Annotated in this window: 25 protein-coding genes; 13 read left to right on the top strand and 12 right to left on the bottom strand. The window is 34.4% G+C overall.

Annotated features, from left to right (window positions below):
* Positions 1 to 72: 72 nt before the first annotated feature.
* Positions 73 to 1140 (top strand): branched-chain amino acid aminotransferase, encoded by a 1068-nt coding sequence (locus NHF50_RS00445; RefSeq protein ID WP_109567881.1) that lies wholly within the window; start codon positions 73 to 75, stop codon positions 1138 to 1140.
* 59 nt (positions 1141 to 1199) lie between these two features.
* Here the strand turns inward: NHF50_RS00445 and NHF50_RS00450 are convergent, their stop codons facing one another.
* Complete coding sequence (locus NHF50_RS00450; RefSeq protein ID WP_109567882.1) at positions 1200 to 1586, bottom strand: MazG nucleotide pyrophosphohydrolase domain-containing protein; 387 nt, start codon at positions 1584 to 1586, stop codon at positions 1200 to 1202.
* Positions 1587 to 1900: 314 nt separating this feature from the next.
* Here NHF50_RS00450 and NHF50_RS00460 point away from each other — a divergent pair, with 314 nt between their 5' ends.
* Complete coding sequence (locus tag NHF50_RS00460) at positions 1901 to 2983, top strand: hypothetical protein (RefSeq protein WP_252774656.1); 1083 nt, start codon at positions 1901 to 1903, stop codon at positions 2981 to 2983.
* On the opposite strand, the gene NHF50_RS00465 is transcribed toward NHF50_RS00460, so the two are convergent.
* The 5 genes from NHF50_RS00465 to pyrR form a co-directional block, all read right to left on the bottom strand.
* Entirely contained in the window at positions 2980 to 3885 is a 906-nt protein-coding gene (locus NHF50_RS00465; RefSeq protein WP_109567885.1) for a ribonuclease Z, read from the bottom strand. The genes NHF50_RS00460 and NHF50_RS00465 overlap by 4 nt on opposite strands.
* 73 nt (positions 3886 to 3958) lie before the next feature.
* Positions 3959 to 4276, bottom strand: a complete 318-nt coding sequence (locus NHF50_RS00470) for a hypothetical protein (protein ID WP_252774657.1) — start codon at positions 4274 to 4276, stop codon at positions 3959 to 3961.
* Positions 4277 to 4371: 95 nt separating this feature from the next.
* Positions 4372 to 4704: a ribonuclease Z gene (locus NHF50_RS00475; protein WP_109567887.1), complete on the bottom strand. Its 333-nt coding sequence runs from the start codon at positions 4702 to 4704 to the stop codon at positions 4372 to 4374.
* 33 nt (positions 4705 to 4737) lie between these two features.
* A complete protein-coding gene (locus NHF50_RS00480; protein WP_252774658.1) occupies positions 4738 to 5664 on the bottom strand; it encodes an aspartate carbamoyltransferase catalytic subunit in 927 nt (308 codons plus the stop codon).
* Positions 5665 to 5692: 28 nt separating this feature from the next.
* Positions 5693 to 6235 carry a bifunctional pyr operon transcriptional regulator/uracil phosphoribosyltransferase PyrR gene (gene pyrR / locus NHF50_RS00485; RefSeq protein ID WP_109567889.1) on the bottom strand — a complete coding sequence of 181 codons (543 nt, stop codon included), beginning with the start codon at positions 6233 to 6235 and terminating at the stop codon, positions 5693 to 5695.
* Between the two features lie 184 nt (positions 6236 to 6419).
* On the opposite strand from pyrR, the gene NHF50_RS00490 reads away from it, so the two are divergent.
* The 6 genes from NHF50_RS00490 to NHF50_RS00515 all read left to right on the top strand — a co-directional run bounded on the left by NHF50_RS00490 (position 6420) and on the right by NHF50_RS00515 (position 10533).
* Entirely contained in the window at positions 6420 to 7292 is an 873-nt protein-coding gene (locus tag NHF50_RS00490) for a pirin family protein (protein ID WP_252774659.1), read from the top strand.
* Between the two features lie 81 nt (positions 7293 to 7373).
* On the top strand, positions 7374 to 7958 hold the full coding sequence (locus tag NHF50_RS00495) for a hypothetical protein (RefSeq protein ID WP_252774660.1): 585 nt from the start codon (positions 7374 to 7376) through the stop codon (positions 7956 to 7958).
* 154 nt (positions 7959 to 8112) lie between these two features.
* The gene (locus tag NHF50_RS00500; protein WP_252774661.1) at positions 8113 to 9012 is read left to right on the top strand and encodes a pirin family protein; all 900 of its coding nucleotides are present in this window, start codon (positions 8113 to 8115) and stop codon (positions 9010 to 9012) included.
* 11 nt (positions 9013 to 9023) lie between these two features.
* Positions 9024 to 9554 (top strand): NADPH-dependent FMN reductase, encoded by a 531-nt coding sequence (locus NHF50_RS00505; RefSeq protein ID WP_252774662.1) that lies wholly within the window; start codon positions 9024 to 9026, stop codon positions 9552 to 9554.
* A complete protein-coding gene (locus NHF50_RS00510; protein WP_252774663.1) occupies positions 9554 to 10129 on the top strand; it encodes a TMEM175 family protein in 576 nt (191 codons plus the stop codon). The genes NHF50_RS00505 and NHF50_RS00510 overlap by 1 nt, the downstream gene beginning before the upstream one ends.
* 5 nt (positions 10130 to 10134) lie before the next feature.
* The gene (locus NHF50_RS00515; RefSeq protein WP_252774664.1) at positions 10135 to 10533 is read left to right on the top strand and encodes an OsmC family protein; all 399 of its coding nucleotides are present in this window, start codon (positions 10135 to 10137) and stop codon (positions 10531 to 10533) included.
* A gap of 462 nt (positions 10534 to 10995) precedes the next feature.
* On the opposite strand, the gene NHF50_RS00520 is transcribed toward NHF50_RS00515, so the two are convergent.
* On the bottom strand, positions 10996 to 11745 hold the full coding sequence (locus NHF50_RS00520; protein ID WP_252774665.1) for a hypothetical protein: 750 nt from the start codon (positions 11743 to 11745) through the stop codon (positions 10996 to 10998).
* Positions 11746 to 12018: 273 nt separating this feature from the next.
* Here NHF50_RS00520 and NHF50_RS00525 point away from each other — a divergent pair, with 273 nt between their 5' ends.
* Positions 12019 to 12300 (top strand): GNAT family N-acetyltransferase, encoded by a 282-nt coding sequence (locus tag NHF50_RS00525; RefSeq protein ID WP_252774666.1) that lies wholly within the window; start codon positions 12019 to 12021, stop codon positions 12298 to 12300.
* Between the two features lie 48 nt (positions 12301 to 12348).
* Entirely contained in the window at positions 12349 to 12555 is a 207-nt protein-coding gene (locus NHF50_RS00530; RefSeq protein WP_252774667.1) for a (4Fe-4S)-binding protein, read from the top strand.
* Positions 12556 to 12586: 31 nt separating this feature from the next.
* On the opposite strand, the gene NHF50_RS00535 is transcribed toward NHF50_RS00530, so the two are convergent.
* Positions 12587 to 14206, bottom strand: a complete 1620-nt coding sequence (locus tag NHF50_RS00535; RefSeq protein ID WP_252774668.1) for an ABC-F family ATP-binding cassette domain-containing protein — start codon at positions 14204 to 14206, stop codon at positions 12587 to 12589.
* A 158-nt stretch (positions 14207 to 14364) separates the two neighbouring features.
* Here NHF50_RS00535 and NHF50_RS00540 point away from each other — a divergent pair, with 158 nt between their 5' ends.
* Positions 14365 to 15771: a thioredoxin family protein gene (locus NHF50_RS00540; RefSeq protein WP_252774669.1), complete on the top strand. Its 1407-nt coding sequence runs from the start codon at positions 14365 to 14367 to the stop codon at positions 15769 to 15771.
* Positions 15772 to 15823: 52 nt separating this feature from the next.
* On the opposite strand, the gene fsa is transcribed toward NHF50_RS00540, so the two are convergent.
* Together fsa and NHF50_RS00550 are read right to left on the bottom strand one after the other, a co-directional pair.
* Entirely contained in the window at positions 15824 to 16480 is a 657-nt protein-coding gene (gene fsa, locus NHF50_RS00545; RefSeq protein WP_109567899.1) for a fructose-6-phosphate aldolase, read from the bottom strand.
* Positions 16481 to 16525: 45 nt separating this feature from the next.
* Positions 16526 to 17329, bottom strand: a complete 804-nt coding sequence (locus NHF50_RS00550; RefSeq protein ID WP_252774670.1) for an SDR family oxidoreductase — start codon at positions 17327 to 17329, stop codon at positions 16526 to 16528.
* Between the two features lie 131 nt (positions 17330 to 17460).
* Here NHF50_RS00550 and NHF50_RS00555 point away from each other — a divergent pair, with 131 nt between their 5' ends.
* Both NHF50_RS00555 and NHF50_RS00560 read left to right on the top strand, forming a co-directional pair.
* A complete protein-coding gene (locus NHF50_RS00555) occupies positions 17461 to 18987 on the top strand; it encodes a helicase HerA-like domain-containing protein (protein ID WP_252774671.1) in 1527 nt (508 codons plus the stop codon).
* A 3-nt stretch (positions 18988 to 18990) separates the two neighbouring features.
* Positions 18991 to 19350 carry a cupin domain-containing protein gene (locus tag NHF50_RS00560; protein WP_252774672.1) on the top strand — a complete coding sequence of 120 codons (360 nt, stop codon included), beginning with the start codon at positions 18991 to 18993 and terminating at the stop codon, positions 19348 to 19350.
* A gap of 24 nt (positions 19351 to 19374) precedes the next feature.
* Here the strand turns inward: NHF50_RS00560 and NHF50_RS00565 are convergent, their stop codons facing one another.
* Together NHF50_RS00565 and NHF50_RS00570 are read right to left on the bottom strand one after the other, a co-directional pair.
* A complete protein-coding gene (locus tag NHF50_RS00565; RefSeq protein WP_252774673.1) occupies positions 19375 to 20718 on the bottom strand; it encodes an NAD(P)/FAD-dependent oxidoreductase in 1344 nt (447 codons plus the stop codon).
* A gap of 99 nt (positions 20719 to 20817) precedes the next feature.
* Positions 20818 to 21414: an NUMOD4 domain-containing protein gene (locus NHF50_RS00570; RefSeq protein WP_109567903.1), complete on the bottom strand. Its 597-nt coding sequence runs from the start codon at positions 21412 to 21414 to the stop codon at positions 20818 to 20820.
* Positions 21415 to 21454: the final 40 nt, after the last annotated feature.

The raw sequence follows: 21454 nt of genomic DNA on the forward strand, positions 1-21454 counted from the left end.
CTTAATTTTACACGTAAAATTAAAGGATATTTTGTTTATTTTTGAAACACACAATTTTTAATATAAGAACTAATGGAAATTAAAACTCTCGAGGACATCAAACTCAACTTAACTGAGCGTTCAAAAATTAATGATATTGATTTTGAAAATTTAAGTTTTGGTAATGTTTTCACAGACCACATGTTGGTTTGTGACTTTGTCAACGGCCAATGGAAGCAACCTGAAATTATGCCATACGCGCCATTCACTATTGAACCGTCTGCACGAGTTTTCCATTACGGGCAAGCTATCTTTGAAGGAATGAAAGCGTATAAGGATGAAGCCGGAGATGTATGGCTTTTCAGACCGGAGCAAAATTTTGCCCGTTTCAACAAAAGCGCTGTTCGCTTGGCTATGCCGGAAGTTCCGGAAGAGGTTTTTCTAGGCGGATTAAAAAAATTGATCCAAATTGATAAAGAATGGGTAAAACGTGGTGACGGAAAATCTTTATATATTCGCCCGTTTATGATCGCAACAAGCTCAGGAGTTATTGCTTCTCCTTCTAACAACTACCGATTTATGATCATTCTGTCGCCGGCAAAATCATATTATTCCGGTGAAGTAAAAGTAGTTATTGCCGATCATTTCAGTAGAGCCGCTAACGGTGGTATCGGTGCTGCAAAAGCTGCCGGTAATTATTCCGCACAGTTCTATCCTACAAAATTAGCTAACGAAAAAGGATTCCAGCAAATTATCTGGACTGATGATGCTACTCATACTAAATTAGAAGAAGCCGGAACAATGAATGTTTTCTTCCGTATTAATGATACTTTATATACTGCGCCTACGAGTGAAAGAATTCTGGATGGCGTTACAAGAAAAAGTCTGATCGAACTGGCTAAAAAAGAAAATATCAATGTTGAAGTAAGATCAGTATTGGTTGATGAATTAGTTGCAGCAGCCAAAGACGGTTCGTTAAAAGAAATTTTCGGAGCCGGAACTGCAGCAGTAGTAAATCCTATTGCCGGTTTTGCTTATAAAGACGAATATTTTGAATTGCCTAAAGTTGAAAAATCGTACGCTTTATATTTAAAAGAAAAGCTTACCAATATTCAAAATAAAGTAGCAGATGACACTTTCAACTGGACTGTAAAAATTTAGTTTCCGATGAAAACAGTCTCGACACAAGACAATGCGTTTTTACATCGAGACTGTTTTCTTTATAAGTCCAATACTTCTTTAATATTCGGCTTAAAATAATTAGGACCTTTCATTACTTTACCGTCTTCTCTATAGATCGGTTTTCCATTCTCTCCTAATTTACTCATATTGCTACGCTGAATCTCTTCAAAAACGTCCTCGATCTTATGTTGTAAACCATGTTCTAAAATGGTTCCGCACAAAATATAAAGCATATCGCCAAGAGCATCTGCTATCTCAATCAAGTCTCCGTTTTGAACGGCTTCAAAATATTCTTCATTTTCTTCTTTCATCAAATTATACCGCAATAGATTAATAGATTCTCCTAAATCTGCTTTTGGTAAAGAGCTTATTCCTAATCCGAACGATTCGTGAAAGATCTGTACTGAGCTTAACTGTTTTTTCATGTTCTTAACTTTTTTATTCCGATAAAAATATAGATTTGATTAATGCTTTTGCGTACTTTTGTGAAAAATTTTTCCCAATGTTTTCAACCGGCCAAATTTATTTCGCTATATTTTTTGTAATTGCCTTCATAGCAACAATGATCTACGTTTACAGAAAAGACTTAAAAGAAATGAAAAACCAATATAGAGGAATTTACTGGATTCTGATCGGGTTTCTTTTATTTATAGCTTTTTTATTCTTTATTAAGTTTTATATTAAAGAATAATTTCTTTATATTTGGATGCCCTCCTAATTTACTATTTTGTTAGTCTAAATGAAAATTGCTAAATATATCATTTTATTATTAGCACTTCTTGGTGTTGCCTTTGTGGTTTTCATTACCACACAACCTAAGCATTTTTCAGTCACCACTTCCTTTACAGTCAATCACCCTAAAGATTCGGTTTCTCAATTTGTTTCTGACGGCTCCAAATGGAAGTCTTGGTTTAACCGTTTTGAATCCAATACAGAAAATACTTTTACTACAGAGAACGATTCGTTCAAATGGATCAACGAAAATACAAAAGGTTCTTTTTCTCTTGCTAAAAGATACCAAAATGACTCCCTTGTCCAAAAAATGAATTACAATGGCATCCAGGGTACAAGTAAATGGGACTTCACTCCGAATTCTGATTCTCAAAAAACAGATATTTCCTGGCACATATCGGGAGATTTAAGTTTCCGATGGAAAGTAGTTGCTTTACTTAACGGAGGTATTGAAAATTTCTTCAGGAACAAGCAACAAAATGCGCTTCAGGAAATTAATAAGCAAATTGTTGATGCAATTTTATTTCATCAGGTTTCAGTTACCGGGATCATTACTAAACATGAAACGAATTATGTGTTTAAAAAAGATTCCGTAGCACTATCAGATTTTCAAAAAGCCTTTTCAAAGAGCAAAGTTGAAGTTTCTCTTTTTGTAAAACAAAATAATATTGAAACAAATGGTCAACCTTTTGTTTTAGTGTACCAAAATTCAAAATATAACCGATTTGCCACTTGTTATCCGGTAACCGAAGAGATTATTACAACCACAAACAGTAAAATAGATGCTGCCAAACTAAATGAATTTCAAGCACTCAAAGTAACCTTTAAAGGAAACCCTTCTTTTAAAAACGAAGTTTTTACTAAAGCAAAAGAATATTTAGAGAAAAACCAGTATACTTTTGATGAAAAGGAATTTAAATGGCTGGAAATTCATAAAGAAGAAATAAACTCAAAAGGAACGGTCTCTGAAACAATTGAATACTACTTTCCTGTTAAACGTAAGCATATTCCGGTGGTATCACTGCAGGACTCCGTACAAAACAATACTTCTGACCAGACTGAAATAGTAACAACTAGTGATAGTCTTTAGAAATCAAACGAAATACCGTCATCCGCTAATAACACATTCGGAAAAATAGCCTCAGCCTCTTCCTTAAAGGCATCAATAGAAGCATAACGTGTAGAATAATGCCCCAAAACCAAATGTTTAACCTCAGCTTCTTTTGCTATTGTTGCCGCTTGTATAGCCGTAGAATGCATAGTTCTTTCTGCTAAATGAGCTTCTGATTCTAAAAAAGTAGATTCATGATACAATACATCTACATTTTTGATTAAAGGAACCATTCCGGGATTAAAAACCGTATCACTACAAAAAGCGTAACTTTTCTCCGGTTCCGGGTTAAAAGTCAACAACTTATTATCTACAACAGTTCCATCCTCTAAAACTACATCTCCTCCGTTCTTGATCTTTTGATAATAACATACATCAATATCGTATTTTTTAACCTCATCTATATTGATCTTTCGCTGGCTATTCTTTTCCCGGAAAAGATAACCATTTGTATATATACGATGTGCCAGAGGAATCGTTCTCACCGTTACATGATCGTCTTCATAGATCAACTCACTTTCTTTAGATTCTAATTCATGAAAATAAAGATTATAACTTGTATAGGAAGCTGAAGCTTTCAGTTGTAAAAGTATAATTTCCTTAATCCCTTTTGGACCGTAAACGTGCAGATCGTTAACTCTGTTAAGTAGTGTAAAAGTAGAGATCAATCCGATCAGTCCATAAAGGTGGTCACCATGTAAATGCGAAATAAAAATATGGTTAATCCGGGAAAACTTGATCTTATGTTTACGAAGTTGCACCTGAGTTCCCTCTCCGCAATCAATCAAAAACATCTGGTTTTTGATTTCAAAAAGCTGGGAAGTAGGATTCGTTAAAGTTCTCGGAGTTGCTGCATAACAGCCTAAAACGGTTAATTTCATTATTTTTATATTCCGTGTTTACTACTAAACAGTTTTAATTATCATTTTAACACTACACTATATCTTCCTATTTCTAATTCCATTTATCTATTTTTCCATCATACCATTTTAGAAATTTGGGAACAGTACTAATTCCGTAAAAAAATATGAAATATCCCCCTAATCCCCATATTCTACTATAATCACCACTTATAAAAGCACTTCCTGAAATCAAACTTACATAAATGATTAGTATTAAATATGCTGAAATCGTTAAAAATCTGATTCCTTCTTTTGATCTTATCAGAAATCTAAACAAGAATAATATTAACAATGCTATTAGTAAGAAATAATGTAAAAATCCCTCAAACAATTCTTGATTTTTTAATAACACCAATAAATCATCAAACATACAACCTATGATTTAATTTTCTTTTTGAAGAAGAATCGAAAATTACTTGATTACTTTTGGTACAAACAAAAGCCAGTGTATTAATTCAAAAAAGATTAAAAGCCCAGATCTCTTTCTATTTCCTCCATTTCAATAATATCATGAGCCTCTAAAACTGAGGGTACTACAGTCAGAAAATCCGGAACAGTATGAAAATCAATATCCTTAGCTACTACTACTAATGACTTTTTTTGTTTCTGTTGTACTTTGCTTAATTGTTTAAATTTGTTCAAATCCTCTACACTTAAGTCATCAGAAACAGTAATATCAACGATCAGGTTTAAGTCTTCATACTCATGAAAACTCTTCTCTAAATTATCCAAAAACGTATCAATTTCGTTCTTAGTTTGTCTTACAATCGTTGTATTTTCTCTTTTATCGATCTTCATCTTTTTAAAATATAAGCTAAGATATAAAATTTATTATTGAATTTTACTCGCCAAAAGATAAATTACAGCCATTCGTATTGCCACTCCGTTCTCAACCTGATTCAGAATAACAGATTGTTTAGAATCGGCTACATCCGATGTAATTTCAACACCTCTGTTAATCGGTCCCGGATGCATGATCGTAATCTCTTTATCTAAGGAATCCAGTAACTCTTTTGTTACCCCGAATTGCTGTGAATATTCGCGGGTTGTCGGGAAATAACTAAAGTCCAGACGTTCATTCTGTACGCGAAGCATATTAGCCACATCAGCCCATTCTAAAGCTTTTCTTAAATCGGGTTCCACTTTTACACCTAATTGCTCAATATATTTAGGTAGTAATGTTTTAGGTCCGCAAACTTTAACTTCGGCTCCTTGCATTTGCAGTGCAAAAATATTGGAAAGCGCTACCCTTGAGTGTAAAATATCACCCACAATGACTACTTTCTTTCCTCCTACTTCTCCTAATTTTTCACGAATAGTAAAACTATCCAATAATGCCTGTGTAGGATGCTCATGTGCTCCGTCTCCGGCATTTACTATACTGGCTTTAACGTTCTGAGATAAAAAATGTGCTGCTCCCGGCGAACTATGGCGCATAACAACCATATCAACCTTCATCGATAAAATATTATTTACCGTATCGATCAATGTCTCTCCTTTTTTTACCGATGATTGCGCTGCCGAAAAGCTAATCACGTCAGCAGAAAGACGTTTTTGAGCCAATTCAAAAGAAAGTTTAGTACGGGTACTGTTCTCAAAAAAAATATTCGCAATAGTTATATCCCGTAAAGAAGGTACTTTTTTAATGGGACGGTTGATCACTTCTTTAAAATGGTCTGCCGTTTCAAAAATTAACTCAATATCTTCTTTGGTGATGTATTTAATTCCTATTAAATGATTTACCGAAAGTGTTTTCATTCAAATTGTATCGTTGTGTTGTTGTTGTTTATTTTTTCAATTCCAATAAAACTTCATCTTCTCCGTCATATTCTTTCCACTTAACCACTACTTTTTCATTGTTAATGGCATCTACCTGCCTTCCTCTGTAATCCGGTTGAATAGGTAGATGGCGACTAAACCTTCTGTCAATTAACGTTAATAATTCTATTTCTGAAGGTCTTCCGAACGACTGTATTGCGGTTAATGCTGCCCGAATACTCCTGCCGGTATATAAAACATCGTCTATAAAAACGATTTTTTTATCGTCGACAACAAAATCGATCTCCGTTTTATTCGCTTCCAGAGGTTTTTCATTTCTCCTGAAATCATCCCTGAAAAATGTAATATCTAAAAAACCTAATGAAATATTTTGAATGTGATATTCTTCTGTTAAAATCTTTACCAAACGCTCGGCAAGAAATTTACCGCGCGGTTGAATTCCGATAAGAACAGTATCTTTAAAATCCTGATGATTTTCAATTAACTGGCAAGCCAAACGATGCAAAATAATAGAAATTTCCTTTGCTGAAAGCAGAACTTTTTGACTCATAGAGTGTGGAGTTGTGTTTGGTGTGTAAATTTACAACAAAAATCATTAACTTTAGAGGAAATGTTCTCAAATGAGAAATTGAAAAACAAATTATAAAAAACTTCGATATCTCTGATTTCTTATCCTACATTAACTTCATTCTTTTTTAGCTGTTGTAACTTTGTATCAAACAAAAAAAGATAGTATGAAAACAAAAAATATAGAATTAGTATTAGCGCCCCCCACTCCTCATTTTGTCGGCGATGGTTTCCGAGTTCACAACTTTATCCCGAGTGCCTATCACCTGGACATGGAACGAATGGATCCTTTCATCATGCTCGATTATAACTCTAAACACTTCTTCTCCGCTACTGATACACCCCGTGGCGTTGGTGTACATCCGCACAGGGGATTTGAAACAGTAACTATTGCTTATGAGGGAAAAGTGGAACATCATGACAGTGCCGGAGGTGGCGGAATTATCGGTCTGGGCGATGTACAATGGATGACTGCTGCCAGCGGTGTTTTGCACAAAGAATTTCACGAAACAGAATGGGCTAAAGACGGAGGAATTTTTCAAATGGTTCAACTTTGGGTAAATCTGCCGGCAAAAGACAAAATGAGTCAACCTAAATATCAGGCGATTCAAAATAGTGAAATGACACGAGTAGATCTAGGTACAAACGGATTGGTTGAGATCATTGCCGGGAACTATAAAGACCAAAAAGGACCGGCTACCACTTTTAGTCCTGTTAATATGATGAATGCTAAACTCCAAAAAGGTGGAAAAGCCGAATTTGAATTTCCGGCACATTACAATACCGCAGCTATTGTTATTGAAGGAAGTATCATCGTTAACGGAACGGAAAAAGTAGCTACCGATCATTTTATATTATTTGAAAATGAAGGTGAACAATTCACTTTTGAAGCCTTAGAAAATAGTATTGTATTAGTCATTAGCGGTGAACCGCTTAAAGAGCCTATTGCCGCTTACGGACCGTTTGTGATGAATACGCAACAACAACTTGTAGAGGCTTTTAACGATTATAACGAAGGAAAATTCGGTTATTTAGAATAAGAAACATTTTGCCACTTTTTTGTCGGAAATTAGGAATAACGTTTACTTTTTTTTAGCTTGTGGGTTTAAATTTCAAACATAGTGAAGTTAAATAAAGAAAATATAAATTATTATGGAGTTCTGTTTGGAGTACTCGTTTTGATCCTCTTATTGACAATAGGAAGTCATAGTATACTTGAAAAGTATGAACCACAAGAAGATTGGTACGGCTCATTATTTTTAGGAATTGGGTTAGCCGCTGTTATTGGCTTCATTTTATCATTTATATCGAGAGTATTTTTTCTCATTTTTTCTATTAAAACTACGGCTACAATAACAGCTGTTAAAGAAAGTATAGCTTCATTTAAAAAACTCTCGGAAGTTTACAGAGGAACGGAAAATCCCATACACGATATGTTTATTGAAGAAAAAGATATTGTTTACAGCTATAAATTTGTCTTTGAGGCTAATGACGGTAAACGCTATTTCATTAATTCCGATAGGGTTCAGACAACTGAAAAAATTTCAGAAAATGAACAAAGAGATATTTTATACCTGAAATGGAATCCGAATAAAGCTATTTTAGACACCTTTTTTACCAAATGGAGCTGGTCGTTATTTTTTTTAATCTTTAGTCTTACTTTTTGTACTATTGGCGGATTAATGGTTACCGGTAATTTGAAATAAATATAGAACTGTGGTTAATTGTTGAAACAAATGCAAAAACAGCTATAAAAAGAATACTACTTGATTATCCGTTGGTATCTATTGGCATAAAAACGGTAACTAAGTAATCAAAATAAACATTCCAGGCTCATGCCTACTTAAAATTGGAATAAAAATGTCAAATATCGGATTAATTTTAGAAGAAAAAGCCGCTGATATCGGCAATTTTTTAGTGGGAAGATTATTGCCTTTCCGTGAAAAAAGACAAGTAGGTCCATTCGTTTTCATTGACCACATGGGACCGGCAGATTTAAAAGACTTTCAAAATTTGGATGTAGCGCCGCACCCGCACATCGGGCTTTCTACTCTGACCTATTTGTTAGAAGGATCTATTTTTCATCGCGATAGTCTGGGAAGCGCCATTGAGATCACCCCCGGAGCTGTAAACTGGATGACCGCAGGAAAAGGCGTAGTTCATTCGGAACGAACTCCTGAATATTTACGCCATACGGATAAAAAGCTTCATGGCTTGCAAATCTGGGTGGCTTTACCCAAACATTTAGAACAATGTGAACCTACATTTCAACATATTGAAGCTAGTGAAATTCCTGCTTGGCAAGAAGGCACTACTCATTTTAAATTAATCGCCGGAAAGGCTTTTGGCAAACAATCGCCTGTCAATGTTCACTCTGAATTGTATTTTATAGAAATTAAAAGTTCTGAGGCTGTCACTTTAAATATTGGCGAACATTTGTATGGTGAAGTGGCCATGTACGTTATGGAAGGAAATGTTAACATTGAAGGCAATGATTATGGCACAAAACAGTTATTAATTGCTAAAAATTCAAAACTTTGTCAATTTAGCATGAGTGAAAACACAACCGTTTATCTTTTTGGCGGAACGCCTTTTGCTGAAGAGCATTTTATTTACTGGAATTTTGTCAATTCTGATAAGGAAGTAATTGAACGGGCTAAAGAAAACTGGCGCGACCAAAATCACGAAGCCTTTCCTAAAGTTCCCGGAGACGATCAGGAATATGTCCCGTTACCGGTTAATCCATTCCATAAAAAATAAAATTGAAAAATATGAAAATAGTAGCTTTTGCAGGAAGTACCTCTTCCACATCCATTAACCGTGAATTAGTCAAATTTGTACTGCGATCTTTTCCTGACGATACTGTTAATTTACTGGATCTTAATGATTTTGAAATGCCCGTTTTTTCAGTCGATAGAGAAGAAAAGGGATTCCCTGAGCAAGCTCATCAGTTTTTAGCAGCTATTGCCGAAAGTGATGTTATTATCTGTTCTATGAGCGAACACAACAAAAATTTCACAGCTGCTTTTAAAAATATCTTTGACTGGTGTTCACGAATCAATGTAAAAGTCTTTCAGGATAAAAAAATGTTCCTGATGAGTACTTCACCGGGCGGCTATGGCGGAGGAAATTCGATGGCTTTGGCACAAAAGAACTTTCCGGCTTTTGGCGCTGATATTATTGAAAGTTTTTCGTTGCCGAAATTCTATGAAAATTTTGACGAAGAAAATGGTGTGATCAATCCTGAACTTCTTAAGGAACTAAATGCTAAAATAGCAGACTTTAAGCAAAACGTACAATAATGACAACAAACCGATTAGAAGCATTCAGTGACGGTGTTCTGGCTATAATCATTACCATTATGGTTTTAGAAATGAAAGTACCTGAAGGGGCTGATTTTACAGCTTTGAAGCCTATAATTCCTAAATTCATCTCTTATATCCTGAGTTTTATCTATATCGGAATTTATTGGAACAATCACCATCATTTATTTCATGTTATTCAAAAAGTAAACGGAAAACTGCTCTGGGCTAATCTTTTTTTATTGTTTTGTTTATCATTAATTCCGTTTTCAACCGGTTGGATGGGAGAAAATCATTTTGACAAAAATCCGGTTGCGCTGTATGGCGTCAATTTATTTCTGTGTGCTTTAGCCTTTATTCTTTTAGAAAAGTCTTCCATTCATTATGAAGGAGAGAACTCTAAATTAAAAATAGCTCTTAAAAATTACAATAAAGAAAGCCTGTCATTACTGCTTTACTTTGCCGGAGTCATACTCTCCTATTTTATTCCCATAGTGAGTATGCTGTTATATGCCGGTGTAGCATTGCTTTGGCTTATTCCCGACACAAGGATCGAAAAAACACTTAACACTTAAAAATCATGGAAGCAAACGTAAAAGCCCTTATAGAACAAGAAAATTATTATACTGAAATTACAACAGGAGCCCACACTATCATTGCTGACGAACCTTTAGATCTGGGCGGAAAAGACAAAGGTTTTGACCCTATGGAGTTATTAACCGCTGCACTTTCAGCTTGTACTTTAGCTACACTAAAAATGTATATGGATAGAAAAAACTGGACTGCTCAAAAAATAGATGTGGAAATTCACTTAGATAATAACCGTGAAACCAGAACGACTACTTTTACCAGAACTCTTCATTTTGAAGGTACCGATCTAACCGAAGAACAGATTAAAAGATTGCATCAAATTGCAGAAGCCTGTCCGGTTCACAAAGCCTTAACCGGGGAGATTACTATTAATACCCGTATCAAATAGAATAAAAAAGGTTGTCTCAAACCTTATAAACTTGTCATTAGAATTCATTCAACGTTATTGAATCTGCTATTTTAAAACAAAATAATTTTTGAGACACCCTTTAAAAATAAATATTATATTATTTATCCTCTACATTCTCTATTATCAGAGTGTTTTTAACATAAGAAATTGATTTCATTCTAGGATATAAGTAGAATAAAGAAAATAATAGTAAAACTGCTGTAATTACAACTGTTATTTTCATCTTTCTATTTTTTCATAATTATTTTCTATTTTAGTAAATAAAAACAATAAACACCCAAAAGGATTTTTTAAAGCCTTTTTATAGATCCTTTTCCTATTGTCAGAGATATTTAAATTTCGCATCTTTCTTTTTGCTAAATATTTTATAACAGTCACAAAAATTCCTGTGCAAAGAATCGTTATTAATAAAGGATTATTCATTTTTTTAATAATTTTGAATTAATTTCTCCAAGCAGTAACCAAACAAGCAGTTGAAATTGCATATTGACATAAAGGTCCCATATTTGTTACTACCCACCCAACTGCATCTCCAACAAAATAACACATAGTATAGCACTCTGGATCAGTCTGACAAGCTGAATTTGCATTTGCATAACATTCACTAAATGTTACATTTCCATCTCCATCTGTATCCATTGGATGTGTCTTTCCTATTTCGTTAACAACAAAATTAATATTTGGTATTATTTCTATAATTTCATTATTAACGATATTTGCACTTAAATAATCTATATCTTCATTTAAGTCAATCAAAGATATATTTCCTGTATAATTGTTAAAGTCAAATAAAATATAATTTCTTAATAAAATATTAAAATCTGTATTTCCATTATTATTAATATAACTAATTGCCTCTAACATTCCTATAATTTTACCTGCATTATCTTCTAAAACTATATTTATAACAGGAATATCAATACCAGAATCATTTTTAACATAAACAATTCTGGAAGTTGTTAATTCAAAATCACTTATTCCAAACCATTTAGAAAAGTCTGTTGAATTAAAAGTTTCAGAATTATAAAAATCTAAAAAATAATTTTCTTCAAAATAATTTGATTTTAGGGCATCTGAAATACTTATCTTCTCATTATTTACATTAAGATTACTTTCAACATTTTCCTCCTCACAAGAATTGAGAAATATCATAAGTAATGATAGGAAAGCAAATAAACTAATTTTTTTCATGTTTTATTCTAATTACATTTTTACCTACTATCATAATAATGGGTATCTGTTTAGCTTGTTTTCCCCGTTATTAGTAAAAATCAAATCATCAAGTATTAGCGAGCTTTTAGCTAATAAATGTTTAAGGTTTATCTTATAACTATTGGTGTAAATATAAATGGTTCCTAATCAAACTCGGATACAGTTTTTCTGTATATTTTGTTAAAGTCTCAACTATTCTAACTTACATGAGTTCAAAAAATATAACTTTAACTGAATACTAAATAAAAAACTATGGAGATCATTCAACATAACACTGAAAAAGCGGGGAATTTCAAAGCACTTTCTGATGGTAAAACAGCAGGATTAATGACTTACACTTGGGCAGGACCTGAAAAATTTATAATTGATCACACCGAGGTTTCTCCCGACTTTAAAGGGCAAGGTGTAGGAAAAAAAATGGTTTTGGCTGCTGTCGATTATGCGCGTAAAAACAATTTAAAAATTTTACCTCTTTGTCCGTTTGCTAAAGCCGTTTTTGAGAAAGACAATAATCTTAGTGATGTTTTGTTTTAACCTTAAAATTTAAGTAACTTTATTCATTAATCCATTAATTGTAAATCTATGGAAACCAAAGAATATACAAACGGAGAGGTAACCATAATATGGCAACCGAAAAAATGTATCCATTCGGGAATTTGTGTTAAAACATTACCCGAAGTATATAACCCAAAAGAAAAACCATGGGTAAAACCAGAACATGCAAGTTCACAAGAATTGATCGATCAAGTCGCAAAATGTCCGAGTGGTGCTTTGAGTATAAAGAAATAAAAAAATCCCGCGATTGCGGGATTTTTTTATTTTATGCTTCATACATTGTTTTTCGTAATTCTTTGATCTTCGGGTCATCTAAATAATCGTCAAATGTCATGTAACGATCAATAGTTCCGTTCGGAGTGATCTCCAGTACCCTGTTAGCAACCGTTTGTGCAAACTCGTGGTCATGAGTAGTAAATAAGACAGTTCCTTTAAAATTCTTAAGCGAATTATTGAAGGCTGTAATAGATTCCAAATCCAAGTGATTGGTCGGTTCATCCAGCATTAATACATTGGCTCTGATCATCATCATTCTGGATAACATACAACGTACTTTTTCTCCTCCTGACAACACATTACACTTTTTCAAGGCCTCTTCTCCGGAAAAGATCATTTTCCCAAGGAAACCGCGAACATAAACCTCGTCTCGCTCTTCTTCCGTTTTTGCCCATTGACGCAACCAGTCAACCAAATTCAGATCCGATTTAAAGAAGTCGTGATTTTCAACCGGTAAATACGATTGAGTCGTTGTAATTCCCCATTCAAATTTTCCGGAATCCGCTTGCTGGTTTCCGTTGATAATTTCATAGAAAGCCGTTGTTGCTCTTGAATCTTTAGAGAATACTACGATCTTATCACCTTTGGCTACATTAAGATCGACATTCTTAAACAAAACTTCGCCTTCAGTAGAAGCACTCAGGTTTTCAATATTTAAGATCTGATCTCCTGCCTCACGTTCTTGTTCAAAAATAATTGCCGGATATCTTCTGCTTGATGGCTTAATATCGTCAACTTTTAATTTTTCCAACATTTTTTTACGAGAGGTCGCTTGTTTTGATTTTGCCACGTTAGCACTGAAACGACGGATAAACTCTTCCAATTCTGCCTTTTTCTCTTCCGCTTTTTTGTTTTGTTGCGCTCTTTGACGAGCTGCTAACTGGCTACTTTCGTACCAAAAGGTATAATTACCGGAATAATGAGTGATCTTTCCGAAATCAATATCGGAAATATGAGTACAAACCGCATCTAAAAAGTGACGGTCATGTGATACAACCAATACGGTATTCTCGTAGTTTGCTAAAAAGTTCTCTAACCATCCGATCGTTTCAAAATCCAGGTCATTAGTAGGCTCATCCATAATCAACACATCAGGATTTCCAAATAAAGCCTGTGCTAATAACACACGGACTTTTAATTTGGCATCCATCTCACCCATTAAAGTATAATGAAACTCGTCACCTATCCCTAAATTCGACAATAATGTTGCGGCATCACTTTCTGCATTCCATCCGTTCATTTCATCAAATTGCATTTGCAACTCCCCTATTCTGTCGGCATTCTCATCGGAGTAATCCAAATACAATGCATCCATTTCAGTTTTTACCTTATACAACACTTTATTCCCCATCATTACAGTTTCTAAAACTGTATGCTCATCAAACAAGTTATGGTTCTGGTTTAAAACAGACATTCTTTTTCCTGGCTCTAAGATAACGTGACCGGATGTGGGCTCTATTTCTCCTGATAAAATCTTTAAAAATGTAGATTTTCCTGCACCATTAGCTCCGATAATTCCATAACAATTGCCCTGAGTGAAAGTCACATTAACCTCATCAAACAAAATACGCTTTCCAAACTGAACCGATAAATTAGAAACTGTTAACATTTTTTCTTTTTTTATTAAAATTGTTGCAAAAGTAGAAAAAATAGTGCAGTTTTGGAGTGATTATTTAGAATAAATATAGGTTTATTTTAACTGTCTATTAACAAGGGCATTAATGAATAACTTATACATTTGTCTACAACCATTATGAATGTAATTTAATGATTAAGAAATACCTACTATATCTATTAACCCCATCTGTTCTACTTTCAACTTTTTTTACTTCCTGTGAAAAAGTATTTGAGCCGGATAATTATGTAGCATATTTTGGTGGGGAAATCATTAATCCGCAAAGTACTTTTGTACTTTTTATGAAAGACGGAAAAGTACTGGACACTCTTTTTCTTGACAAAAAAAATCGTTTCTATAAAAAATTTGACTCTTTAACTCCTGGCTTGTATACTTTTAAGTGCGAACCGGAGTATCAATACATTTATTTTGAAAAGAATGATAGTTTAATGATCCGTTTAAACGCTTTTGATTTTGACAATTCATTGGCTTTTTGCGGAAGAGGTGAGGAAAAAAACAATTTTTTAATTGACCTATACCTCAGGAACGATAGAGATAAGGACAAGTTATTTGAAGCAATTGATTACAACCTAAACGATTTTGAGCACCTGATCGATTCCAGTTACAGCAGTAAAAAAGCTTTTTACTTAAAAAGAAGAGCTCAAATTGGCTGGGGTTCAGGATTTGATTCAATAGCTAAGGCTAGTTTAGATTTCAATCATTACATGAAAAAAGAGATCTATCCTTTTGCTCACCAGTTCAAAACAGGAGAGCAAGTGTATGAAAAATTACCTGAAAACTATTACAACTATCGTAAATCACTTTATTACAACAATAAGAACTTAACTAATTTTTCGCCATTCATAAAATACATCTCAGCTTTATTAAGCAATATTACTTATTCCAAAAACGGTGGAAAATTCAACGAAAACTCATTAGAGAACAATATCTTAAAACTAAATATTGCTGACACTTTAGTTAAAGATCACCAGATTAAAAATGTTATCTTAAACAATATTGCTTACATGTATTTACTGGAAGACCAAAACATGTACAATAATAAAAAATTCATTGATCGTTATCTTGAACTTTCTACCGATAAAGAACAGCAAAAAGAAGTTCGCGAAATCTCCGAAGCCGTTCAAAAACTAATTATCGGAAAGCGACTGCCGGATGTTCATTTGGTCGATCAGCAAAACCGAACTGTTCCGGTAGAAGAATTAACACAAAATAAGGAAACGGTTATTTTCTTTTGGACTACAAATGCTGAATCGCATCTGAAGTCTTCTCACGGGAAAATCGCTGAACTTAAAAAACGATTCCCTGCCGTTAATTTTATTGCTATCAACATTAATGACTCGGAAGAGAACTGGAAAAAAGCGCTTAAAAATTTCCAATTGGATCAAATTAACGAATATAAATCAACCGACTTTTCAGATATTAAGAAAAAATGGGTGATCACTAAGGTACACCGGGTAATTGTATTGAATTCGGATGGTACGATAAAAAATGGCTTTGCCAATCTGTTTGACATCAACTTTCATAAAAACTTACAATAAATAAAAAAAGCGACATCTCAGGATGCCGCTTTTTTTATCTTAAATTTTTGTTTTATTTATTCCCTTTTGCATAATCAGCTAAGAACTGAGCCAAACCGATATCTGTTAACGGATGTTTTAACAATCCTAAAATTGAAGACAAAGGTCCTGTCATTACATCAGCTCCTATTTTAGCACAGTTAACAATATGCATCGTATGACGAACTGACGCTGCTAAGATTTCTGTTCCGAATCCATAATTATCATAGATCTCACGGATCTCTTCGATCAGATTTAACCCGTCAGTTGAAATATCATCTAACCTACCTAAGAACGGAGAAACATAAGTAGCTCCCGCTTTAGCAGCTAACAAAGCCTGACCGGCAGAAAATACCAACGTAACATTGGTTCTGATTCCTTTATCAGAAAAATATTTACACGCTTTAATTCCGTCTTTAGTCATAGGGATTTTAACTACAATTTGCTCATGTAATTCTGCTAACTCCTCACCTTCTTTGATCATTCCTTCAAAATCAGTAGCGATCACTTCCGCACTTACGTCACCCTCTACAATAGTACAGATATCCACATAATGTTTCAAGATATTGTTTTTTCCTGTAATACCTTCTTTAGCCATTAATGATGGGTTTGTAGTTACCCCATCTAAAACTCCTAATTCCTGAGCTTCTTTAATTTGCTCTAAATTAGCCGTGTCAATAAAAAATTTCATAGTTCGTTTTGTATTAATTTAAGTTGTGTTATTACGAGCGCAAAATTACAATTTATAATGATTCATCAATAATTTTTCATATACTTTATCCGGAAGAATACGTTTTAATACAATAGAGAATTTTTGCATAAACGCGCCTACTTTATAATGAATCTTCGGGTTAGGATTTTGTATGATCGTATAAATAGCCTCTGCCATTTCCATCGGATTACTTCCGGCATCTACATGTTCGTTCATCATTTCCAAAGTACTTCCGTAAGTTACTTCGTAGGCCGATCCTTTTACTAAAGGCGCATGATAGCGTCCGGCAGCAATATTGGTTGAAAAATCACCGGGCGCCACATTGGTTATCTGAACACCAAAAGGCTTTACCTCCATACGCATTGCTTCTGTTACCAATTCTAAAGCTCCTTTTGAAGCCGAATACACTCCTCTGAAAGGCAAGCCCATATAACCGGCTATCGAAGTTACATTAATAATCAAACCTGATTTTTTGTCACGCATATATGGCAAAACAGCTTTCATAACTTCTATGGGACCGAATAAATTGGTTTCAAAATTATTTTTGATCTCTTCAGCAGGAATCTCCTCTAATGGCCCTGTAATACCTACTCCGGCATTATTAATCAACACATCTATCTTTCCTTCCTGATTCACTACTTCCTCAATGGCTTTTGCAATACTTCCTTTATCTCTCACATCTAAAGCGATCAGGTTAATTTCCGCATCAGGAAAACGTTCCGGATTTCTACTGGTTCCGTATACTGTAAATCCTTTATTTTTAAGAAAAATACCAACAGCTTTACCAATTCCGGATGAACCTCCTGTTATGAAAACAACTTTACTCATAATTAAAAATTTGTTTTGCGAAAGTACACAAGTTCAAACAATAAAAAAAATAACACAATTTTTAAGAACGTAGTTCCTTTATTCCCCAATTTTTACCATCCAATTTTATAAATTTGGAAAAAAGTTAGAAAATGGACAGAACTGAAACTTTTAGAGAACATATAGGAAACGGATATACCTGCAAAGGTGATTTTATAACCTTGGGGGGAGCCATTTTAGATGGAGAAGCTATCGGACATGCTCCTATCAACATTCCTTTAAAAACTTTAAACCGACACGGTCTGATAGCCGGAGCTACAGGAACCGGTAAAACCAAAACCATTCAGGTTCTATCAGAACAATTGTCAGCAAAAGGTATTCCGGTATTAATGATGGATATCAAAGGAGATTTTTCAGGAATTGCAATGCCGGGCGAAGAAAAGCCATTTATTACGGAACGTCATGCTAAAATTACCTTGCCTTATGAAACCAAAGGTTTTCCGGTTGAACTAATGACCATTTCTAAACAAGACGGCGTTCGTTTAAGAGCAACCGTTTCTGAATTCGGACCGGTTCTATTCTCCCGAATCTTAGATCTAAACGATACCCAATCGGGTGTGGTTTCTGTCATTTTTAAATATTGTGATGATAATAATATTCCGCTTTTAGATTTAAAAGATTTTAAAAAAGTGTTACAATACGCTACTGACGAAGGTAAAGATGAGTTTACGGCTGACTATGGCAGAATTTCTGCAGCTTCGACTGGGGCTATTTTAAGAAAAACAATTGAACTGGAGCAACAAGGTGCCGATCTCTTTTTTGGTGAAAAATCATTTGAAATTGACGATTTAATGCGAATTGATGAAAACGGAAATGGTTATGTAAACATCATTCGTCTAACCGATATTCAGGACAGACCAAAGCTTTTCTCCACATTCATGCTGAGTTTATTAGCTGAAATTTACAATACAATGCCGGAGCAAGGTGATAGCGGTCAACCTGAATTGGTTATCTTCATTGATGAGGCTCACTTGATCTTCGATCAGGCTAGTAAAGCACTTTTAGACCAAATTGAAACCATCGTCAAATTAATCCGTTCTAAAGGCATTGGCGTATACTTTATTACGCAAAATCCTATGGATGTTCCTAGTGATGTTTTAGCACAGTTAGGTTTAAAAATTCAGCACGCTTTACGAGCTTTTACAGCTAATGACAGAAAAGCTATTAAAATGACTGCCGAAAATTACCCTATTTCAGAATATTATAAAACGGATGAAGTATTGACTTCTCTGGGAATCGGAGAAGCTTTCATTACTGCATTGAACGAAAAAGGGATTCCGACTCCTTTAGCCGCTACAATGATGCGGGCTCCAATGAGCAGAATGGATATTCTGACAGATGCTGAAATTGCAAATTGTATTGCTAAGTCTAAATTGGTAAAAAAATATAACGACGAAATTGACCGTGAAAGTGCTTATGAAATTTTAACCAAAAAGATCGAGCAAGCGCAAGAAATTGCAGCTAAAGAAGAAGAGAAGAAGCAAGAAGCCAAAGAATCGAAGCGCTCAAGTTCTTCTGCAAGAAAAAGTACGGCTCAAAATCCGATCGTAAAAGTATTGACCAGTGCAACCTTTATACGAGGTGCTATGGGTATTTTAATGAAAATGATGAAAAAGTAAGTTATGAAAAAGTATTTCATTCAAAAATCACCTTTTGTAGTTCCCACCACTGACGGAAAGCTCATTGAAGAGCATCATGGACTAACCACTGATAATAAGAACATCTCAATTGCTCACATGATTGCACCACCGGGTTGGAGCGAGCCTTTTCAAACACCTGAATTTGATGAATACACTTATATTATCAAAGGGAAAAAACAATTTATAATTGAAGAAGAAATTGTAGTTCTGGAAACGGGTCAGTCCATTAAAATAGAAAAGAACACCCGAATCCAATATTCCAATCCGTTTGACGAACCTTGCGAATATTTAGCCATTTGCCTACCGGCCTTCAATATGGAAAGTGTTCACAGAGGAGAATAAAAAAGCGGTTTAAAAACCGCTTTTTTATTTTGCTAATAAGTCTAATATTCGATGTTCAATGGGTTCAGTTTCCCAAATCTCTTCAATTTTATCAATAGACAGGATTTCCTGCATTATTGCATTTTGTTTTTCTCCTTCGGCCAATGCCTCAGCATAAGGCTGGTGACTAAACGTGACTCTGCTGTACAACGGAACCCACTTATCCGGATGTTTTTCAGAGAACCATTTTTCAATTTTTTTCTGCAAATGAAATTTATCATCCGCCGTTTTGGAACTCATTTCCATGAAATTTCTATACGAAAGTTCCGCAATGGCATCGGCATTTGGTTTTCTTGACAACTGGTATTGTTCAAAAACGGTTTCCCAATCGTTACCATATTTTTCCATCATTTCTGCCAAAATGGTTATATCCTCAAATCCGGCATTCATTCCATGTCCGTAAAAAGGAACAATAGCATGGCAAGCATCGCCTATCAAAGCTACTTTATCTTTATAAGTCCAAGGATAACATTTCATTGTTACCAGATAACTGGTAGGGTTTTTAAAGAAATCTTCAACCAAGTTCGGGATCACTTCTTTAGTATCCGGGAAATACTTGGCAAAAAATGCTTCTAAAGTGGCTTTATCTTTTAATTGTTCGAATGAGTTTTCTCCTTCATGAGGCATAAATAACGTACAGGTAAAGCTTCCGTTTGTATTGGCTAATGCCATCAACATAAACTCACCTCTGGGCCAAATATGCAGAGAGTTCGGATCTATTTTATGACTACCGTCCGGATTTGCCGGAATATGAAGCTCTTTATAGCCCAATTTCAGAAACTCCTGTGAATAGTTGAACATGCTTTGTCGTTGCATACGGTGACGGATTCTTGAAAAAGCGCCATCAGCTCCGAATACAATATCATAATCCAAATCGTGCCATTCTCCTCTTTCTGTAAGTCCTTCATGAAGTGTTGCTGTAGAGAGAGTAATATCCCAGATTTTGCTTTCAAAGAAAAACTGAACACCTTCAGCTTCTGCCAAATCAACCATCTTTCTATTTAAAATACCTCTGGAAAGCGAAAAAATTGCCTGATCTTCTTTACCGTAATTTTGAAAATTAAGAGACGAATCTTCCAAATGGATGGCTCTTTTATAAACCGGAATCCCTATTTTTTTAATTTCAGCATCCAGTCCTAACTTTTCTAAGGCTTTCCAACCTCTATCTGACATGACTAAGTTAATAGAACGACCTGAAAATTCAACAGTTCTTATATCTTTACTTCTGTCGAAAACGTGAACGGTATGCCCGGCTCTTTTTAAATATATAGCTAATAAAGTACCTACTAATCCGGCACCGACTACCGCTATCTTTTTTTGTTCTTTCATTTAAGAAAAAGACTTAAAAATGTATAATGAACAAAGTTACAGATATTATTGAGAAACAAGCTTTATAAGTCTCTTTTTTTACCGTATAAAAAAAGGAGCTTAATTCTCAGCTCCTTTTATATCTACTTGTATATGTCCCCAATTCTCTCCTGACTTGATCCGGTAGACCTGCATCTCTGTAATGCCGAATTGTTTCGCTAAGATCTTGTGTCTGGTTTTTCTGTTGGGATCCAATAATTTCTTTTTCAGGCGTATAACATCATTGACTGTCAGCTTTTGTCCGTCTCTTTTTTTATTGAACTCAATGAGCTTTCTTTTAGCTTCCTTTACATAAGGGCTTCTCTGTCCATGTTCTAACATTTCTTCATACGTAACCCACTTCAAATTATTGACATGATTATTCTGTCTGTCATAATCTAAATGAATAACATGAGTATGATCTTCCTTCTTTTTTTCAATAAACAATGAAGCGACCAAAAAATGATAGGAATAATGAATGTATTTTTTCTTACCATCTATACTTCTTGAAAAATTCAAAAAATTATAACCATCGGTTAAAGAGCCTTTTAATAGCAAGCAATTTCCAAGATCTTTATCGCAACTTTTGATTCTACCTAAATTTGATACTAAGTAACGTTTTTTAAGTTCAAAATCGGGTACAAATTCTTTCCACTCTTCTACAATAAAGTGATTCATACATTTATATGTTTGGTTAATAGCAAATTGTATAAGCTAA

Origin of the sequence: Flavobacterium sp. NRK F10 (assembly GCF_024054235.1) — a bacterium.
GTDB classification, from domain to species: domain Bacteria; phylum Bacteroidota; class Bacteroidia; order Flavobacteriales; family Flavobacteriaceae; genus Flavobacterium; species Flavobacterium sediminis.

Coding starts and splice junctions, on each gene's coding strand:
- NHF50_RS00445 (WP_109567881.1), top strand. CDS start 73: ATGGAAATTAAAACTCTCGAGGACATCAAACTCAACTTAACTGAGCGT.
- NHF50_RS00450 (WP_109567882.1), bottom strand. CDS start 1,586: ATGAAAAAACAGTTAAGCTCAGTACAGATCTTTCACGAATCGTTCGGA.
- NHF50_RS00460 (WP_252774656.1), top strand. CDS start 1,901: ATGAAAATTGCTAAATATATCATTTTATTATTAGCACTTCTTGGTGTT.
- NHF50_RS00465 (WP_109567885.1), bottom strand. CDS start 3,885: ATGAAATTAACCGTTTTAGGCTGTTATGCAGCAACTCCGAGAACTTTA.
- NHF50_RS00470 (WP_252774657.1), bottom strand. CDS start 4,276: ATGTTTGATGATTTATTGGTGTTATTAAAAAATCAAGAATTGTTTGAG.
- NHF50_RS00475 (WP_109567887.1), bottom strand. CDS start 4,704: ATGAAGATCGATAAAAGAGAAAATACAACGATTGTAAGACAAACTAAG.
- NHF50_RS00480 (WP_252774658.1), bottom strand. CDS start 5,664: ATGAAAACACTTTCGGTAAATCATTTAATAGGAATTAAATACATCACC.
- pyrR (WP_109567889.1), bottom strand. CDS start 6,235: ATGAGTCAAAAAGTTCTGCTTTCAGCAAAGGAAATTTCTATTATTTTG.
- NHF50_RS00490 (WP_252774659.1), top strand. CDS start 6,420: ATGAAAACAAAAAATATAGAATTAGTATTAGCGCCCCCCACTCCTCAT.
- NHF50_RS00500 (WP_252774661.1), top strand. CDS start 8,113: ATGTCAAATATCGGATTAATTTTAGAAGAAAAAGCCGCTGATATCGGC.
- NHF50_RS00505 (WP_252774662.1), top strand. CDS start 9,024: ATGAAAATAGTAGCTTTTGCAGGAAGTACCTCTTCCACATCCATTAAC.
- NHF50_RS00510 (WP_252774663.1), top strand. CDS start 9,554: ATGACAACAAACCGATTAGAAGCATTCAGTGACGGTGTTCTGGCTATA.
- NHF50_RS00515 (WP_252774664.1), top strand. CDS start 10,135: ATGGAAGCAAACGTAAAAGCCCTTATAGAACAAGAAAATTATTATACT.
- NHF50_RS00520 (WP_252774665.1), bottom strand. CDS start 11,745: ATGAAAAAAATTAGTTTATTTGCTTTCCTATCATTACTTATGATATTT.
- NHF50_RS00525 (WP_252774666.1), top strand. CDS start 12,019: ATGGAGATCATTCAACATAACACTGAAAAAGCGGGGAATTTCAAAGCA.
- NHF50_RS00530 (WP_252774667.1), top strand. CDS start 12,349: ATGGAAACCAAAGAATATACAAACGGAGAGGTAACCATAATATGGCAA.
- NHF50_RS00535 (WP_252774668.1), bottom strand. CDS start 14,206: ATGTTAACAGTTTCTAATTTATCGGTTCAGTTTGGAAAGCGTATTTTG.
- NHF50_RS00540 (WP_252774669.1), top strand. CDS start 14,365: ATGATTAAGAAATACCTACTATATCTATTAACCCCATCTGTTCTACTT.
- fsa (WP_109567899.1), bottom strand. CDS start 16,480: ATGAAATTTTTTATTGACACGGCTAATTTAGAGCAAATTAAAGAAGCT.
- NHF50_RS00550 (WP_252774670.1), bottom strand. CDS start 17,329: ATGAGTAAAGTTGTTTTCATAACAGGAGGTTCATCCGGAATTGGTAAA.
- NHF50_RS00555 (WP_252774671.1), top strand. CDS start 17,461: ATGGACAGAACTGAAACTTTTAGAGAACATATAGGAAACGGATATACC.
- NHF50_RS00560 (WP_252774672.1), top strand. CDS start 18,991: ATGAAAAAGTATTTCATTCAAAAATCACCTTTTGTAGTTCCCACCACT.
- NHF50_RS00565 (WP_252774673.1), bottom strand. CDS start 20,718: ATGAAAGAACAAAAAAAGATAGCGGTAGTCGGTGCCGGATTAGTAGGT.
- NHF50_RS00570 (WP_109567903.1), bottom strand. CDS start 21,414: ATGAATCACTTTATTGTAGAAGAGTGGAAAGAATTTGTACCCGATTTT.